This window comes from Streptomyces hiroshimensis, assembly GCF_014650335.1.
Taxonomy (GTDB): Bacteria; Actinomycetota; Actinomycetes; order Streptomycetales; family Streptomycetaceae; genus Streptomyces; species Streptomyces hiroshimensis.
Genome location: NZ_BMUT01000002.1, coordinates 396,063 through 412,711 on the forward strand (window position 1 = coordinate 396,063; position 16,649 = coordinate 412,711).

16 protein-coding genes, 2 tRNA genes and 1 pseudogene are annotated in these 16,649 nt (G+C 73.1%); 15 read left to right on the top strand and 4 right to left on the bottom strand.

Annotated features, from left to right (window positions below; translation table 11 throughout):
• Positions 1-45 precede the first annotated feature (45 nt).
• From proB to IE241_RS07090, 5 genes are all read left to right on the top strand, one after another.
• On the top strand, positions 46-1,146 hold the full coding sequence (gene proB, locus IE241_RS07070; RefSeq protein ID WP_190021076.1) for a glutamate 5-kinase: 1,101 nt from the start codon (positions 46-48) through the stop codon (positions 1,144-1,146).
• Between the two features lie 357 nt (positions 1,147-1,503).
• Positions 1,504-1,887, top strand: a complete 384-nt coding sequence (locus IE241_RS07075; protein ID WP_229898950.1) for a DUF8830 family protein — start codon at positions 1,504-1,506, stop codon at positions 1,885-1,887.
• A gap of 73 nt (positions 1,888-1,960) precedes the next feature.
• Positions 1,961-3,280 carry a glutamate-5-semialdehyde dehydrogenase gene (locus tag IE241_RS07080; protein ID WP_190020752.1) on the top strand — a complete coding sequence of 440 codons (1,320 nt, stop codon included), beginning with the start codon at positions 1,961-1,963 and terminating at the stop codon, positions 3,278-3,280.
• 50 nt (positions 3,281-3,330) lie between these two features.
• Complete coding sequence (locus IE241_RS07085) at positions 3,331-3,969, top strand: SCO2584 family spore wall biosynthesis protein (protein ID WP_190020753.1); 639 nt, start codon at positions 3,331-3,333, stop codon at positions 3,967-3,969.
• Between the two features lie 158 nt (positions 3,970-4,127).
• On the top strand, positions 4,128-5,225 hold the full coding sequence (locus IE241_RS07090; protein ID WP_190020754.1) for an SCO2583 family membrane protein: 1,098 nt from the start codon (positions 4,128-4,130) through the stop codon (positions 5,223-5,225).
• Positions 5,226-5,322: 97 nt separating this feature from the next.
• On the opposite strand, the gene IE241_RS07095 is transcribed toward IE241_RS07090, so the two are convergent.
• Positions 5,323-6,438 carry a M48 family metallopeptidase gene (locus IE241_RS07095; RefSeq protein WP_190020755.1) on the bottom strand — a complete coding sequence of 372 codons (1,116 nt, stop codon included), beginning with the start codon at positions 6,436-6,438 and terminating at the stop codon, positions 5,323-5,325.
• A 76-nt stretch (positions 6,439-6,514) separates the two neighbouring features.
• Between IE241_RS07095 and IE241_RS07100 the strand changes: the two genes are divergently transcribed.
• From IE241_RS07100 to phsA, 9 genes are all read left to right on the top strand, one after another.
• Positions 6,515-6,682: a hypothetical protein gene (locus tag IE241_RS07100; protein ID WP_190020756.1), complete on the top strand. Its 168-nt coding sequence runs from the start codon at positions 6,515-6,517 to the stop codon at positions 6,680-6,682.
• Positions 6,683-6,831: 149 nt separating this feature from the next.
• The gene (locus tag IE241_RS07105) at positions 6,832-6,996 is read left to right on the top strand and encodes a hypothetical protein (protein WP_189383120.1); all 165 of its coding nucleotides are present in this window, start codon (positions 6,832-6,834) and stop codon (positions 6,994-6,996) included.
• Between the two features lie 59 nt (positions 6,997-7,055).
• Positions 7,056-7,661, top strand: a complete 606-nt coding sequence (gene nadD, locus IE241_RS07110) for a nicotinate-nucleotide adenylyltransferase (RefSeq protein WP_190020757.1) — start codon at positions 7,056-7,058, stop codon at positions 7,659-7,661.
• 35 nt (positions 7,662-7,696) lie between these two features.
• On the top strand, positions 7,697-9,247 hold the full coding sequence (locus IE241_RS07115; protein WP_190020758.1) for an LCP family protein: 1,551 nt from the start codon (positions 7,697-7,699) through the stop codon (positions 9,245-9,247).
• A gap of 106 nt (positions 9,248-9,353) precedes the next feature.
• A complete protein-coding gene (gene rsfS, locus IE241_RS07120; RefSeq protein WP_190020759.1) occupies positions 9,354-9,803 on the top strand; it encodes a ribosome silencing factor in 450 nt (149 codons plus the stop codon).
• Positions 9,800-10,456 (top strand): histidine phosphatase family protein, encoded by a 657-nt coding sequence (locus IE241_RS07125; RefSeq protein ID WP_190021078.1) that lies wholly within the window; start codon positions 9,800-9,802, stop codon positions 10,454-10,456. The genes rsfS and IE241_RS07125 overlap by 4 nt, the downstream gene beginning before the upstream one ends.
• Positions 10,457-10,580: 124 nt before the next feature.
• Positions 10,581-10,653: transfer RNA gene (locus tag IE241_RS07130), tRNA-Ala, on the top strand.
• A 125-nt stretch (positions 10,654-10,778) separates the two neighbouring features.
• Positions 10,779-11,012 (top strand): hypothetical protein, encoded by a 234-nt coding sequence (locus tag IE241_RS07135; RefSeq protein ID WP_058044482.1) that lies wholly within the window; start codon positions 10,779-10,781, stop codon positions 11,010-11,012.
• A gap of 223 nt (positions 11,013-11,235) precedes the next feature.
• Positions 11,236-13,041: an O-aminophenol oxidase PhsA gene (phsA, locus tag IE241_RS07140; protein WP_190020760.1), complete on the top strand. Its 1,806-nt coding sequence runs from the start codon at positions 11,236-11,238 to the stop codon at positions 13,039-13,041.
• Positions 13,042-13,078: 37 nt separating this feature from the next.
• Here the strand turns inward: phsA and IE241_RS07145 are convergent.
• Positions 13,079-14,335: pseudogene (locus IE241_RS07145) on the bottom strand (glycosyltransferase 87 family protein); the annotation flags it as partial.
• Positions 14,336-14,519: 184 nt separating this feature from the next.
• Here IE241_RS07145 and IE241_RS07150 point away from each other — a divergent pair.
• Positions 14,520-14,592, top strand: a tRNA-Ala gene (locus tag IE241_RS07150).
• 102 nt (positions 14,593-14,694) lie between these two features.
• Here the strand turns inward: IE241_RS07150 and IE241_RS07155 are convergent.
• On the bottom strand, positions 14,695-16,230 hold the full coding sequence (locus IE241_RS07155; protein WP_190020761.1) for an NADH-quinone oxidoreductase subunit NuoF family protein: 1,536 nt from the start codon (positions 16,228-16,230) through the stop codon (positions 14,695-14,697).
• The gene (locus IE241_RS34595; RefSeq protein ID WP_268254357.1) at positions 16,227-16,355 is read right to left on the bottom strand and encodes a hypothetical protein; all 129 of its coding nucleotides are present in this window, start codon (positions 16,353-16,355) and stop codon (positions 16,227-16,229) included. The genes IE241_RS07155 and IE241_RS34595 overlap by 4 nt, the downstream gene beginning before the upstream one ends.
• Positions 16,356-16,649: the final 294 nt, after the last annotated feature.

The following is a 16,649-nucleotide window of genomic DNA, read 5'->3' on the forward strand; positions in this document are numbered from 1 at the left end:
GCAGTGACTGGGGCAGGGGAGCAGCAAGGGGCCCGCGCGGCGGCCGTGGCGGGGGCCCGCAGGATCGTGGTCAAGGTGGGGTCCTCCTCGCTCACCACCGCGGGCGGAGGGCTGGACGCCGACCGCGTTGACGCGCTGGTCGACACGCTCGCCAAGGCCACCGGCGAGAAGGAGGTCGTGCTGGTCTCCTCCGGCGCGATCGCGGCCGGCCTGGCCCCGCTGGGCCTCGACCGGCGCCCGCGCGACCTGGCGCGCCAGCAGGCCGCCGCCAGCGTCGGCCAGGGCCTCCTCGTGGCCCGTTACACCGCGTCGTTCGCCCGTTACGGCCGGCGCGTGGGACAGGTGCTCCTCACGACGGACGACACCAGCCGCCGCGCGCACTACCGCAACGCCCGCCGGACGCTGGACCAGCTGCTGGCCATGGGCGCGGTCCCGGTCGTCAACGAGAACGACACCGTGGCCACGGACGAGATCCGCTTCGGCGACAACGACCGGCTGGCCGCCCTCGTGGCCCACCTCGTACGGGCCGACCTGCTGGTGCTCCTCTCCGACGTGGACGGTCTCTACGACGGCGACCCGTCCACGCCGGGCACCTCGCGGATCGACGAGGTCACCGGGCCGAAGGACCTGGAGGGCATCTCGATCGGCAGCGCGGGCAAGGCCGGCGTGGGCACCGGCGGCATGGTCACCAAGGTCGACGCCGCCCGGATCGCGGCCGCCGCCGGCATCCCGGTCGTCCTGACCTCGGCCAGCCAGGCCGCGGACGCCCTCGCGGGCCGCCCCACCGGCACGTTCTTCCACCGCACCGGGCGCCGCTCCGCCGACCGCCTGCTGTGGCTCGCCCACGCCTCCACGCCGCGCGGCGCCCTGACACTCGACGACGGCGCCGTACGGGCCGTGGTCGACGGCACCGGCTCCCTGCTGCCCGCGGGCATCGCCCGGGTCGAGGGCGAATTCAGCGCGGGCGATCCGGTCGAGCTGCGCGACGCCGCGGGCCGGGCCGTCGCACGAGGGCTGGTGGCCTTCGACGCGGCGGAGATCCCCCAGCTGCTCGGCCGCTCCACCCGCGACCTGGCCAGGGAGCTGGGGCCCGAGTACGAGCGCGAGGTCGTGCACCGCGACGACCTCGTCGTGCTGCGCCGTTGACAGGCCTCATCGTGCTGTGCCGTTGACGGGCGTCGAACAACGCGCGACAGGGTGACGACAGAGTGTGGTAAGTCCAGCCTTTCCATGGGGCCTTTCCGTAAAAACGCCACGCAGCCGCCCGCAGACTGGTCAACTTTGATGCGAGGCACATGCGGGGCGCCGTTCCGGGCAGGCGGGTTCCCGCGCACCACCGCTCCGCCGCACGCACGCGGAGCAGCGAGCAACAGGAGGCCGCCGGTGAGACGAGGGCGCCCAGGGGCGCTGCCCCGCGCTGGAGGTACGCCCCCGGCCACGGCTGTGGGCTCCTCCGCCCAGGCCCGCGGGGCCGTGGGGGAGCCGCGCACGGAGCCGCGCACACTGACCAGCATCGGCGGTGGGGGCGGGGGCGATGCGGTGGAAGTGTCCCGGCTGTGGCACATCACCCTCAGCGTCTCGGGGGCCGAGGCGCCGCTCGCCGAGGTCCGGCGCGCGCTGGAGCAGCTCGCCCACGACCATCCCTTTCTGCTGACCAGCCGCTATGCCCAGGACCACGCCGAGATCCGGTACTGGGAGGAGGCGCGCGATCTGCACGACGCCGCGGCGGTCGCGCTCCGGCTGTGGGGCGAGCACCGCTCCACGGCCCGGCTCCCGCCGTGGGAGATCGTGGGCCTGGAGGTCATCGACCGGGAGACCTACCACCAGCGCATCGCGGAGGGCTACGGCCCGCTTCCGGCCACGCCGGTGGGGGTGCACCCGTTCTGAGCGGCGGGCCGCAGGACGTCCACAGTCCGGAACACGTGGTGGCCCCCGGCCCCGCACGATTACCCTTCGAGCCATGAGCAGCGTTTTCCCCTCCCCCCTCGCCGACCCGATGCCGCAGTCCCCGGTGCTGCGCGCCGCCTACCGCGCCCGTGGCGCCGCCGCGGAGCTCGCGCCACTGCCGCGCTCGGTGAAGGACGAGGCGCTGCTGGCCATCGCCGACGCCCTTGAGGTGCGGACGAAGGAGATCGTCGACGCCAACGCCGAGGACGTGGCCAAGGCCCGTGCCGCCGGTACGAGCGAGAGCGTGGTCGACCGCCTGACCCTCACCCCCGAGCGGGTGCGGGCCATCGCCAAGGACGTCCGGGACGTCGTGGCCCTGCCCGACCCCGTGGGCGAGGTCGTCCGCGGCTCCACCCTCCCCAACGGCATCGACCTGCGGCAGGTCCGGGTGCCGCTCGGCGTCGTCGGGATCATCTACGAGGCCCGGCCCAATGTGACCGTGGACGCGGCCGCGCTGTGCCTGAAGTCGGGCAACGCCGTCCTGCTGCGGGGCTCCTCCTCCGCGTACGCCTCCAACACCGCGCTCGTGCGCGTCATCCGCGACGCCGTGGGCGGCGCGGGCCTGCCGGCCGACGCCGTGCAGCTGGTGCCGGGCGAGAGCCGCGAGTCGGTGCGCGAGCTGATGCGCGCCCGCGGCATGGTCGACGTGCTGATCCCGCGCGGCGGCGCCTCCCTGATCCGTACGGTCGTGGAGGAGTCCACGGTCCCGGTCATCGAGACGGGCACCGGCAACTGCCACGTGTACGTGGACGCGCAGGCCGACCTGGACATGGCGGTGGACATCCTCGTCAACTCCAAGGCGCAGCGCGTGAGCGTGTGCAACGCCGCCGAGACCCTGCTCGTCCACCGGGACATCGCGCAGGAGTTCCTGCCGAAGGCGCTCGCCGCCCTGGCCGAGGCCGGGGTGACGGTGCACGGCTGCGAGCGCGTCCTCGCGCTGGCCGAGGGCAGCCCGGCCACCGTGGTGCCGGCGACCGTCGAGGACTGGGAGACCGAGTACCTCTCGTACGACATCGCCGCGGCGGTCGTGGACGACCTGGACGCCGCCGTCCGCCACATCCGGCTGTGGTCCTCCGGCCACACCGAGGCCATCGTCACCACGTCGCAGGCCGCCGCCCGCCGCTTCACCCAGCTCGTGGACTCGACGACGGTCGCGGTCAACGCCTCGACACGGTTCACGGACGGCAGCCAGTTCGGCTTCGGCGCCGAGATCGGCATCTCCACGCAGAAGCTCCACGCGCGCGGCCCGATGGGCCTGCCCGAGCTGACCTCGACGAAGTACATCGTCACGGGCGACGGGCACGTGCGCGGCGGCGGGCTGCCCGCGAGCTGAATTCCCCTACGGGCCGCACGGATTGACCCTTCCGGGGCTACGCTGGACGGGTGCCGGACGACGTGGGGGGCCAGCCGTTCCCGGACGGCGAGGAGCCCGACAGCTACCGCAGCGGGGACGATCGGGACGACCCCTTCGCCTCCGTGGTCTTCGACGAGGAGTTCGTGCGGTCCGCCAGGATCCACGAGCCCTCAGCGGTCGAGCGGATGCTCGCCGCCGACCGGGCCCGCGCCGAGAGCGAGACCTCGCAGTCCGCTCAGCGCTCCCGGTCCGGCGCAGGCCCCGCCGACGACGATCCCTACGACGACTACGAGGACGGCTTCGGCGGCGCCGCGCCCGGGTACCACCCGGGCCGTGCGGGCACCTGGCCCACCCTCACCCACGACCTCGACCCCGATGACGCCTACGGGCCGTACGGCCGCCACGGCGCCCCCCGGCGGCCCTACCGGGGCCATGCCCGCTGGCACCGGCCGGTGGCCTGGGTGCTCGCCGTGGTGATGGGCATAGGCGTGGTGGCCCTCGCCTTCGCCGCCGTCTACCGCAGCGCCTCCTCGGGCAATCGGCCGAGCTCCGATCCGCCGCCCGCGACCACCGGGGTGGACGCCCCGGCGGGGGCACGGCCGGGCCCGCTGCCGTCCGTATCGGCGGATTCCGAGCCTCCGGTGGCCTCGGCGGTGCCCCGGCCCTGAGCGGGACCGGGGAAGCCACCCGGCCCCGGGCCAGGGGCTCACCCCCCGCAACCGCTGTGACCAGCACATATGTGCGTGCCCCCGGCAGGCAGATTTTCTTCGGAACTTGTCGTGTACCAGGGCGTTTATCGAAGCCCCGGCAGACCTACTCTTGATGTATGGACGGGCCTGGAGACCCACCTGAGGGCACGCCCGAGGGTGTCCCGGCAGGTGGGGACGACGAGTACCGATCCGTCGTCTTCGACGAATCGTTCGTCCGCGCTGCCCGGCTCCAGGAGCTCTCGGCCAGCGAGCGCATGGGTGACCACGCGCTCGCCGTCCGTAACCGGCACGTGTGGTCCCGGGTCAGCACCTCACGCCAGGTGATCGTCCTGGTGATCCTCATAGCCCTGGCCTTCGGTACGGCCGTCTATATGGGATTGCGCCATCCCTACAAGGACCCGGTCGTGCCCTCCGCCGAGCCCATGCGGGCCACGCTCGTCCCGCTCGCCCCGCACGACCCCGTGCCCGGAGGCGGCGCGCAGGAGCTGTTCGAGCACAGCCCCGCCGCGCAGTTCCGGCTGGGCGCCGAAGGCGTCAACCTGCCCGCCGCGCGCAGCACCGCGCACTTCTCCGAGAGCCAGGTGATGGCGGCCCTCGCCGCCGCCAAGGAGTACACGGTGAAGTCCGCCCTCGACCCCGCCGTCCTCACCGGAGGCGGCCAGCGGACCGTCCGGCTGCTGCTGGATCCCGCCCAACTCGACCAGTTCGATCGCAGCTTCGACCGGCCCGTCGACGACGGGCGGCACGCGGCCACCGGCTGGCTCGTGCGCTTCGATCCCGCCCAGGTCTCCCTCGTCGACACCCCCGTGCGCACCCGCGGCGTGTTCTCCATAGCCGAGAGCGGACCGGCCACGCTGGAGGTCACGACCGACCACACCTTCGTCTACGCCCTGCGGCCGGCGAAGGCCTCCGCGGACCACGGCGCGGACGCGGACAAGTCCTCGCTGTTCACCGTGCGGCGGGCGATGAAGTTCCGCTTCGACCGGGACGGGCTGCAGGAGCACCACCTGATCGTGGTCCAGAGCTACGTGCAGGCCGGGCCCGAGTCCTGCTCGGCCGACGACGAGGTCTACCTGCGGCCGCTGCTGGCCGGCCAGAAGCCGGACGGGTCCGTGCCGGGCGACACGGACCCGTACGCCACGGGGTCGGCCGGCGCCGCGGTGTGCGGCTCGCTCGCGGCCAGCGCCCAGCCGGCGCCGCCGCCGGCGCGCTAGCCGGGCTTCGCCGAGCCCGGCAGAGTTCTTGCCGCCGCAGCGGCGCGCAACTCCCACCGGCATGTCCGGCGGTGCCGAACGGCCTCCGGCGTGGCCGCTAGGCCTTTCCTCCGCCCTCCGGCGGGCTTTCCGGGCCCTCCTTCGGGGAACCGTTCGCCGGGCCCCCGGGGCGCCCCGTGAAGACGTCCTTGAGCCGACCGCCCAGGTCACCCGCGCCGCCCGCGATGTCCCGCACCAGCCCCATCAGCGGGTCCTTGCTGGACCGCACCGACTCCGCGTAGTGGTTCGCGGACTCCCGGAAGGAGTCCGTCACCGAGGTGTCCTTGTCCTCCGCGCGCCGCGGGTAGTGCCCGTCCATGATCCGCTGGAAGTCCCGGCTCTCGGACCACTTCTTCAGCTCCGCCGCCCGCACCGTCGTGAACGGGTGGCTGCGCGGCAGTATGTTCATGATCTTCAGGACGGAGTCGCGCAGGTCGCCGCCCGCCTCGTACTCCTCGGCCTGCGCGAGGAACGCGTCCACGTTCATCTCGTGCAGGTGGTTACCGCCGGCGATCTTCATCAGGCCGCGCATCGACGCCCGGACGTCCTGCCCGACCAGCAGGCCCGCCCGGTCCGCGGACAGCTCCGACTTGCGGAACCACTCGCGCAGGGCCGTCACGATCGCCATGATCGCGACGTTGCCCAGCGGGATCCAGGCCACCTTGACCGCGAAGTTCGTCAGGAACAGCAGGATCGTGCGGTAGACGGCGTGCCCGGACAGGGCGTGCCCCACCTCGTGGCCGACGACGGCCCGCATCTCCTCCTCGTCCAGCAGCTCGACCAGGCCCGTCGTCACGACGATGACGGGCTCGTCCAGGCCGATGCACATGGCGTTGGGCTGCGGGTCCTGGGTGACGTACATCGGGGGGACCTTCGGCAGGTCCAGGATGTAGCAGGCGTCCAGGAGCATCGTGTGCAGGTGCTGGAACTGCTGCTCGCCGACGCGCACCGAATCCGAGAGGAACAGCAGGCGCAGGCTGCGCTCGGGCAGCAGCCCGCTCAGCGCCTTGAAGACCGTGTCGAAGCCGCTCAGCTTGCGCAGCGCCACCAGGGCGGAGCGGTCCGCCGGGTGTTCGTAGGCGCGCGACGAGATGTCCGGGAAGCGCTTGCGCTGCCGCCCCGGCAGGCGCTCCTCCGGAGCGTGGCCGTGGCTGCCGTTGCTGCTGTCACTCATCGAGACCCCCTCGGCGGCGTATGCACCTTCCGGACCCCACCCTAGGCGCTGCCACCGACAGGGCTACCGTGGAGACATGCCCCATCTGCATGCACTTGCCGCCCAGCCGGGCCTCACCGAGCTCCTCGCCGTCTCCAAGGACGACCAGGGCCCGGGCGTGGTCATCCGCACCGTGCTCATCGTCGGCGTCGTCGGGATCGTCTTCCTGGCCTGGTTCCTGCTGCGCGGTTACAAGAAGGACTGACGCAAACGGACGCAAGGGGCCCGGCGGGCCCCGGACGCGCCCCGACGCGTGGCGTAAAGCGTGGAGTCGGCGTGAGCCCGGCGGCGGCCCCCGCATACGATGTGGCAGAAATCTCTGCCCGCTACCGTCCCGGATAGGTCCTGCCGACGATGACTGCCTTCGCTTCAGCGCACACCGCCCTCGCCACCCTCGCCTCCGAGGGCGAGCACGTCGACACGCACCCCAGCATCAGCCCTTTCATGACCGGTGGCGCCGCCCTGGTCATCCTGCTGCTCCTGCTGTGGGTCACCACCCGCTTCAACCGCGACCGCTGAGCGAGCGAGCCGGTCCCTGCGGGTCGGGCGCTCCGCCCCGCCCAGTAGGGTCTGCACGCATGGGAGAGCAGACAGGGCCCGTGAAGCGGCGACTCGGCGTGATGGGCGGGACCTTCGACCCGATCCACCACGGCCACCTGGTCGCCGCGAGCGAGGTGGCCGCGCGTTTCCACCTGGACGAGGTGGTTTTCGTACCGACCGGGCAGCCGTGGCAGAAGAGCCACCGGGAGGTGTCCCCGGCCGAGGACCGCTATCTGATGACGGTGATCGCCACGGCGTCCAACCCGCAGTTCTCGGTCAGCCGGATCGACATCGACCGCGGCGGGCCGACGTACACCACGGACACGCTCCGTGAGCTCGCCTCCCTCAACGACGACTCGGACCTGTTCTTCATCACCGGCGCCGATGCGCTGTCCCAGATCCTGACCTGGCGGGACACGGAGGAGCTGTTCTCCCTGGCCCACTTCATCGGCGTGACCCGGCCCGGCCACATACTGGCCAACCCGGGGCTGCCGGAGGGCGGCGTCTCCCTCGTCGAGGTGCCGGCCCTCGCGATCTCCTCCTCCGACTGCCGCGCGCGCGTGGCGCAGGGCGACCCGGTCTGGTATCTGGTCCCCGACGGTGTGGTGCGCTACATCAACAAGCGCAAGCTCTACCGGCGCTGAGCGGCACGCAACAACAGGGGCACTGAGGGGAACCGGTGAACGACCGACAGGACCCGTACGCACATCAGCCGCAGGTGTACGGCTACGACGCCCACGGGCAGCCGGTGTACCACCCGGACGCGCCCGAGCGGGTGTATGACGCTTACGGGCAGCCCCTCCAGCAGCAGACGGCGTACGGCTACGACCCGTACGCCCAGCAGGCCCAGCAGCCCGTCCAGCAGACCTACGACGGCTACGACGGCTATGCCCCGTACGCCCCGGAACAGCCGCAGCAGGCGCAGCAGCGCATCCCGGAGCCGCGGCGGGCACCCGGCGAGGCGGCGCCCGTCCCCACCGCGGCAGCGGACTACCGCACCGAGCAGTTCTCGTTCATCGAGGAGCCCGACGAGGACTCCGAGGACGTCATCGACTGGCTCAAGTTCAGCGAGAGCCGCACCGAGCGGCGCGACGAGCGCAAGCGCAAGGGCCGCAACCGGATCGTCGCCCTCGTCGTGGTGCTCGTCCTCGCACTGGGCGGTGCGGCGGGCTATCTGTTCCTCACCGGCTCGGACGACAAGAAGAGCGCGGCCGCGGCCGGCGGGGGGCAGAAGCGCGACGTGATCGTCGTCCATCTGCGGCAGACCCACGGCGGCGGCTCCTCCACCGCCCTGCTGGTCGACAACGAGACCACCAAGAAGGCCACCACCGTCCTGCTGCCGAACACCCTGGCCGTCGCCAAGGAGGGCGGGGCCGGCTCCACCACGCTCGGCAAGTCCGTGCAGGACGACGGTACCGGTGCCACCCGCGACGCCCTGAACACGCTGCTGGGCTCCGACATCAAGGGCAGCTGGCGGCTGGACACCCCCTACCTGGAGAACCTCGTCGAGCTCGTCGGCGGCATCGAGACCGACACCGACACCGACGTCCCCGGCGAGAAGCCCGGCGACAGCCCGGTGGTCCGGCGCGGCACCGCGCAGAGCCTGAGCGGCCGGACGGCGGTCGCCTACGCCACCTACCGCGGGCCCGGCGAGGACGAGGGCAAGCAGCTGTCCCGGTTCGGCCAGGTCATGCAGGCGGTGCTGAAGAAGGTGCCGGACGACAGCGCCTCGGCCACGCGCACCGTGGAGTCGCTCGCGCAGATCCCCGACCCCTCGCTCTCCACCGAGCAGCTGGGCGCCTCCCTGGCCCACATCGCGGCGCTGGCCCGCAAGGGCTCGTACGCCACCGCGCTGCTGCCCGCGGAGAAGGACGGCACCCTCGGTGAGAAGGCCACCGGAGGCGTCGTCAAGGAGGTCCTGGGCGGCACGGTGAGGAACACCGACCGGAACGCGGCGCCCCGGGTGAGCGTGAAGAACGCCACAGGCGGCAAGGGAGCCGCCACCTCCGCGCAGATCACGCTGGTCAACAGCGGCTACAGCGTGATCGACGGCGGCACGGCGGGATCCGCGGCGACGGCCTCGGCGGTGCTCTACGCGGACGAGAAGCGGGCGGCGGAGGCCAGGGAGGTCGCCAAGACGCTGGGGCTGCCCGCGGGCGCGGTGAAGCAGGCGAAGGACGCGACGACGGCCGACGTCACCGTGGTCCTGGGCAAGGACTACAAGGGCTGAGCGGGCGGCCGCGGCCTGCGGGCCGCCCGTAATGCCCAGGAGGGCCGCCGGTGGGTCGTGAGACCCTTGGTGGGTACCCGGATCCTCTTCAACGAAAGCATGGCTTGTGACCGCCACTGACCGCTCCATCGAGCTCATCAAGGCCGCCGCCCAGGCGGCCGCCGACAAGCTCGCGCACGACATCATCGCGTACGACGTCAGCGACGTGCTGTCGATCACCGACGCCTTCCTGCTGGCCTCGGCCCCCAACGACCGCCAGGTCAAGTCGATCGTCGACGAGATCGAGGAGCACCTGCTCAAGGAGCTCGGCGCCAAGCCGGTGCGCCGTGAGGGCGACCGCGACGCCCGCTGGGTGCTGCTCGACTACGTCGACATCGTCGTCCACGTGCAGCACAGCGAGGAGCGTGTCTACTACGCCCTGGAGCGGCTGTGGAAGGACTGCCCGGAGATCGAGCTGCCCGCCGACGCCGTCGCGACCCGCGGCAAGGGCGAGGAGCACGCCCGCGAGACGGGCGCGGAGGCGGGCTTCGACGGCACGGACGGTGAGCTGAGCTGAGCAGCGGCAAGAGCGGCGGCCGGGGCCGCCGCATCGTCCTGTGGCGGCACGGCCAGACCGCCTGGAACCTGGAGCGCCGCTTCCAGGGCTCCACGGACATCGAGCTGACCGGGACCGGCGTGGCGCAGGCGCGCCGGGCCGCCCGGCTGCTGGCCGGCCTCCGGCCGGACGCGATCATCGCCTCGGACCTCAGGCGGGCCACGGCCACGGCGGCCGAGCTCGCCGTCGTCACGGGCCTGCCGGTGACCACCCACGCCGAGCTGCGCGAGACGTACGCGGGCGTGTGGCAGGGCCTCACGCACGACGAGATCATCGAGCGGCACGGCGAGGAGTACGCGGCGTGGAAGCGCGGTGAGCCGGTCCGGCGCGGCGGCGGTGAGCTGGAGACCGAGGTCGCCGACCGGGCCGCCCCGGTGGTCCTCGATCAGGCCGGGAAGCTGCCGGACGACGGCACCCTCGTCGTCGTCAGCCACGGCGGCACCATCCGCACCACCATCGGCCGGCTGCTCCAGCTGGAGTCCCGCTCCTGGGAGGCGCTCGGCGGCCTCACCAACTGCTGCTGGTCGGTGCTGGGCGAGGGCGCGCGCGGCTGGCGCCTGCTGGAGCACAACGCGGGCACGCTCCCCGAGCCGGTGCTCGGCGACGACGACTGAGCGCCTCCGGGGTGCCCCGGGGTGCTCCCGGGGCCCGGATTTCACATCCGGGCAGGTGGCAGGCTAAAGTTCTTCTTGTTCGCGGGGAACGCCGGGGGAAAACGCCGGAAGACCTGAGAGCAGCGGGGCTATAGCTCAGTTGGTAGAGCGCCTGCATGGCATGCAGGAGGTCAGGAGTTCAATTCTCCTTAGCTCCACAGTTCGAAACGATCCCGTCTCCCTCACCGGAGGCGGGATCGTTTGCTTTGGGGGCACATTCCCGTGGCAGAATCCGACCGTCAGGGAGCGGAGGACGGGCCGAAGGGGAGGGAACGGCTGACCCATGGGTGCTCACAGCCGGAAGTGCGACTGGTGCGGCAGCGGCACGCCGATCGTCCGTGACATGGAACCGCTCAACTCGGCCTTCCAGTACTGGTGCGTGGAGTGCGCACGGGCGCTGATCATAAAAGGCGACCCCATCGAGACCTACCGCGAGCTGGAAGGCGAGCCGATCTACGGGCGGCTGCTGGACGAGCACTGCACGCTCAAGCGCTTCTACTCCTTCGCGACGGCCTGACGGCTCTCCGGCCGGGGGCGGAGGCCCCCGGCGCCGGCCTGAACGGCCGCGGACCGGAACGCACACGACCGCGCACCACAGGGTGGCGGAACCTGTGGTTTCCCGTTTTTTCCCCGGATTTCCTTCATGTCCGGCAACCTCGCCAGAGGCGCACGCGTCCTGAGGGGTGAAGCTGCCGCCGGGAACGGCCGGCGGTACGGGGGAAGCATGCGGAGGACACCGCGTGACCGAAATCGTCATCAGCCCGGCCGGCTCCGAAGAGGCCGTGGCCGAACTCACACCCTTTCTCGACGCCCTGCGCGTCCCGCCGGTGCTGCGGCCCGGCCGGACCGAAGCGCTCCGCGGCATCGAGATCGAACAGACCACCACCTGGGTCCGGCTGCACTCGCAGCTGCCGCCCACCCGCGTATGGGCCTACGAAGGCCACGTTCCGGGACCGACCATCGAGGTGCGCCGCGGCCGCAGGCTGCGCGTCACCTGGAGCAACCGCCTCACCGGCCCTCACCCGGTGACCGCCGTGGAGGCGGCGCAGCTGCCCGGCGCCCCGGCGCCCGACACCGTGCCCGGCCGCAGCGGCGCCGTACCGCTGGCCGACGTCGCGGCGCTGCCCGCGTGGACGGTGACGCACCTGCACGGGGCGCCCACCGGCGGCGGCAACGACGGCTGGTCGGAGAACGCCGTCGCGCCGGGCGACAGCCAGCTCTCCGAATATCCCAACGACCACCGTGCGGTGGCCTGGTGGTACCACGACCACGCCATGGACATCACCCGCTGGAACGTTTACGCGGGCCTTGCGGGGATGTACCTCGTCCGGGACGCCGAGGAGGACGCGCTGCACCTGCCCTCGGGCGAGCGCGAGATCCCGCTGATCATCCAGGACCGCAACCTCGACCAGGACCCGGACGGCAAGCTGACCGGCCGGCTGCTCCACAAGACCGTGATCGTCGGCAAGGACGCCCAGGGCAAGAACGTCACCCGGTCCTTCAACGGCCCCTACACCCTTGTCAACGGCGTCATCTGGCCGTACCTGGACGTGACGGCGCAGTGGTACCGCTTCCGGCTGCTCAACGGCTCCAACGCGCGGACCTACGCGCTGCGGCTGATCGACGAGGAGACCGGTGCGCCGGTGCAGGGCGCCGCCTGGCAGATCGGCACGGACGGCGGGCTGCTGCCGCGTCCGCTGCCGCTGGACGGGCCGCTGTCCGTGGCGCCCGCCGAGCGGATGGACCTGCTGATCGACTTCGGGCTGCTGCGGGGCCGCCGCGTCCGGCTGGTCAACGAGGCCCCGGGAGTGCCGTACCCGCAGGTCATGGAGTTCCGGGTGGCGGACGAGGAGGAGCGCGACCCCTTTGTGCTGCCGTCGGTGATCTCCAGCTCCTTCGAGCGGCTCACCCACGACACGGTGCCCGAGCACGAGCACCGGCTGATCGCGCTGGTCCCGCCCGGCACGGCCGGGAACGCCCACCCCGGCATGTGGGAGATGCAGAAGGCCGAGCCGGGGGACGTACAGATCCCTGGCGAGGGGGTGATCCAGGTCAAGGGCGCGGACGGCAAGCTGCGGACGTACCGCAGGGCCGCCCAGTCCTTCGACGACGCCCTCGGCTTCATGGTCACCTACGACGGCTGGGAGCAGTGGAGCTTCCTCAACCTGGGCGGCCCGACGCACCCGATGCACATCCACCTGATCGACTTTCAGGTCCTCAGTCGCGATCTCTACCCCGCGGGCCCGCAGAGCCCCTTCGACGCCGCCCTGGGCGGCACGCGCACGCCGCTGGAGTTCGGGGGGCGGGCGCCGGTGTCGGAGGGCGACGCGGGCTGGAAGGACGTGATCCAGGTGCCGGCCGGGCAGATGGTCAACGTGATCGGCCGCTTCCGCGGGGCGCGGGGCCGGTTCATGTACCACTGCCACCTGCTGGAGCACGAGGACATGGGGATGATGCGTCCGTTCGTGGTGATGCCGGGTGAGGTACTGAAGTTCCATCACGGGGAGCACGGCGGCCATGGGGGTCACGGGGGTCACGGCCACTGAGGCCGCCCCGCGCCGGGCGGTGCGCCCCGGTGCCCGCGGCCCGGGCGGCGGCCAGGGCGAGGAAGGCCGCCCCGGCCGCCGGGTAGCCGGCGGCGAGCAGCATCTGGCCGCCGTTCTGCCGGAGTTCGGGCCGCTGCGCGCCGTGGGGGACCCGCCACAGCACGTAGGAGCAGAACAGCACGGCGGCCACCGCGGTGCCCGCCCACCAGACGCGGCTGCCGCGGGCGGCCGCCTCGCGGGCGAGCAGCAGCCCGGCCGGAACGCACCACACCCAGTGGTGCGACCAGGAGATGGGGCTGACGAGCAGTGCGGTGGCCGCGCAGGACAGGGCGCCCCAGGCGGCGGCCCGCGGCCCGGACAGCTGTGTCCGGACCGCGACCGTGAGGCCGAGCACCGTGACGGCCACCGCCGTGACCGCCCACCACGGGCCGGGGTCGCCGGTGTGCAGCAACCGGGCGAGGACGCCGCGCAGCGACTGGTTGGCGGTGCCCTCGGCGTGACCGACCCGCTCGGTGGTGAAGACGGCGTCCGTCCAGAAACGGCGCGAGTCGTGCGGCAGGGCCAGCGCGGCGAGGGCCACCGTGCCGGCGAAGGCGGCGGTGGCGACGGCCGCCCGGCGCAGCCACGGTCCGTTGCCTGCCTTGCCTGCTGCCTTGCCTGCGTCGCCCGTACCGCCCCCGCCGTCACCGCCCGCGCCGTCCGCCCGGCGGGCCAGGCCCGTGGCCGCCAGGTGGACGACGAACAGGGCGGGGGTGAGCTTGATGCCCGTCGCGAGGCCGGTGCCCAGGCCCGCCCAGCGGTGGCCGGCGGGCCGCGTCAGGTCCCACAGCACCAGCACGACGACGAGGAGGTTGATCTGCCCGTTGCGCAGGGTCTGCCACACGGGCTCGCACCAGACGCACAGGGCGGCCGCCGTGAGCGTCACGGCGGCGCGCGGGCGCCCGTCGACGAGCCGTACGGAGAGGTGGACGAGGGCGAGCAGCAGGCCGAGGTTGGCGAGCTCGGTGAGGATGCGCAGCGCGGTCGTGCCGGGCAGGGTCAGGGCGGTGAACAGGAGGGCGGCGAAGGGCGGGTAGGTGGCGGGCAGGCCGCGGTGCGTGGCGCGCATCGCGTAGAGGTCGCCGCCGGTGCGCACGGTCCACCCCTCGGCGCGGTAGACGAGGACGTCGATGGAGGCGACGTGGGAGGCCCGCTGGGCCAGGAGGAAGAGGCAGAAGGAGACCAGACAGCCCGCGGCGGCGGCCAGGGTGCTGCGGCGGCCGGGGCGGCCGGGCCAGGCTGGCACGAGGAGCACTCCGGTTCCACGGGTGACAAATCGGGCGAATAGTGGGCGATGTTATCCCATTCGCCCAGGTTTTCGGTGCTGCCGGGCGGCCGATTTGGCAGGTGGCGGGGGTCTCCGTGTAATGTTGTCGATGTCGCCAGGGGGAACCGGCAAGGGAAACGACCCGAACCGATCCCGGCGGATAACAGAACACGGGGCTATAGCTCAGTTGGTAGAGCGCCTGCATGGCATGCAGGAGGTCAGGAGTTCAATTCTCCTTAGCTCCACAGGAGATAAGCGGGTCGTCCGGAATCGGACGGCCCGCTTATCGTTTCCCTATCCCTAATCCCTACGCGGCTCCTTCGTTCTTGCGCGCGGCCGCCGGGTCGCTAGCGCTCCTTGTCCAGCCGCAGGGCCAGCGCGGGGCAGCGGCGCACGGCCCGCTGCGCCCGGCCCCGCAGATGGTCCGGCACCCCGGCGTCCGCGAGCGCGGGATAGCCGTCCGGCCCGGTGCGCACCAGCTGCGGCAGCAGGTCCGCGCACAGCCCGTGTCCCTTGCACAGCGTCCAGTCCACCGCCAGCCGCTCCACGCGCCGCGGGGCGCCCGTGGCGGCGTCCGTACCGCCGGGCGGGGGCAGCGGCAGCACCCCGGCCGTCGGGCGCCCGCAGCCGCCGCCCAGGACGTGCGCCGCGAGGTCGTCCGTGAAGGCCGACAGCGCGCTCAGGACGAACCGCGCGGCACCGTCCGGATGCCCGCACGCTCCCCGCCCCCGAACGGCCCCGGCGGCCTCCCGTACGGTCTCCAGCGCACTCCGCCCGCCGCCGGCCGCGACGTCCGCCAGTGCCCCGGCGAGCGTGGGCAGCCCGAGCCTGCACGGCCCGCACTGCCCGGCCGACTCGGCGGCCAGCCAGTGCGCGACCCGTACGGTCTCGCCCAGCGGGCAGGTGCCCGGGGGCAGCGGCAGCACGGCGCCCGCCCCCAGCGCCCCGCCGCGGGCGGCCAGGCCCTCGTACGACACCGGGGCCCCGGCAGCCGTCGCCGCGTCCAGCCAGGCGCCGTGATAGCCGCCGGTCAGCACCGCCTGCGGGGCCGGTGCGGCGCCGCACGCCCTCAGGACGGAGGCGAGCGGCACCCCGCACGGCACCTCCACGACCTGCGGCTCCGGCACCGCGCCCGAGACGGTCAGCAGCAGCGTGCCGGGTTCGCCCGCGGTGCCGACGGCCGCATGGCCCTCGGCTCCCAGGCGGGCGGCGAGGGCGAGTTGGGCGTAGGTCTCGGCGTTGGACAGCAGCGTCGGCGCCCCGCCCAGGCCCTCCTGCGAGGCCCTGCCGTGCCGGCCGGGCGGCAGCGGCAGCCCGCCGTCGGCGGCCCGCAGCAGCGCCGAGGACTCGCCCGAGACCAGCCGCTCGGGCAGGCGCACCACCCGGGCGCGCACGGACCGGCCGCGCGCGGGCCGCCCGTGCCGGTCGGTGAGGCCCCGCTCGGCCAGCGCCTCCCGCACCGAGGCCTCGGCCGCCGCCCGGGTCACCCCGACCACCACCGAGCCGGCGCCGAGCGCGGCCGCGGCCAGCAGCGCCCCGTCCAGCACCAGGTGCGGCGCCCGCGCGAGCAGCACGGTGTCCTTGCGGCAGGCCGGATCGCCCTCGCAGCCGTTGACCACCACCGAGGGGCGCGTGCCGCGCCGCTGCGCCGTCCGCCCCACCGCCCGCAGCTTCTGCGCGAACGGGAAGCCCGCGCCGCCGCGGCCGCGCAGCGCGACCGCCTCCGCCAGCGCCGTCAGCTGCGCCTCGGTGTGCTGGGGCAGCGAGCCGTGCACCGACAGGTGCGCGCTGCGGTCCAGCCGGGCCGCCCTGTCCAGCCCGGCCAGCAGGCGCGGCGGCCCCAGGGAGAGGACCGCCGGCTGCTCCGGGAGCGCGGCGCTCACCGGGCCCCGCCCGGTGCGCCCGGCGGCAGCCGGTCCGCCCCTATGCGCCCCCGGGCCGCCGTCGCGGTGAGCGGGGCCGGGCCGAGGGCGCCACCGGTGCGGTCGAGGAAGTCGAGGAGGTCCATGGCACGGCACCGTAGGGAGCTCACCGGCGGCGTGCGGTCCGCTTCGCACAACCTCGGTACGAGGGGCCTCACCACTGCTAACGTCGGTTCGTTCAGCGCCACTTCGGCCGTTCTGCCGGCTCCCGGGGCTTTCGTGGCGCTTCCTTGATCTCTTCTTGGGCTCTTCTTGGCGCAGCCATGTCCCATGGATGAGCCGTTCGCCGAAAGAGTGACGCGCTATGGGCGTGCCCATGCCGGCACTCGTGTGCGGGCGGCGCGCCCTCTGTTCGCGACCACTCGTTTCGCAGGGGGTTC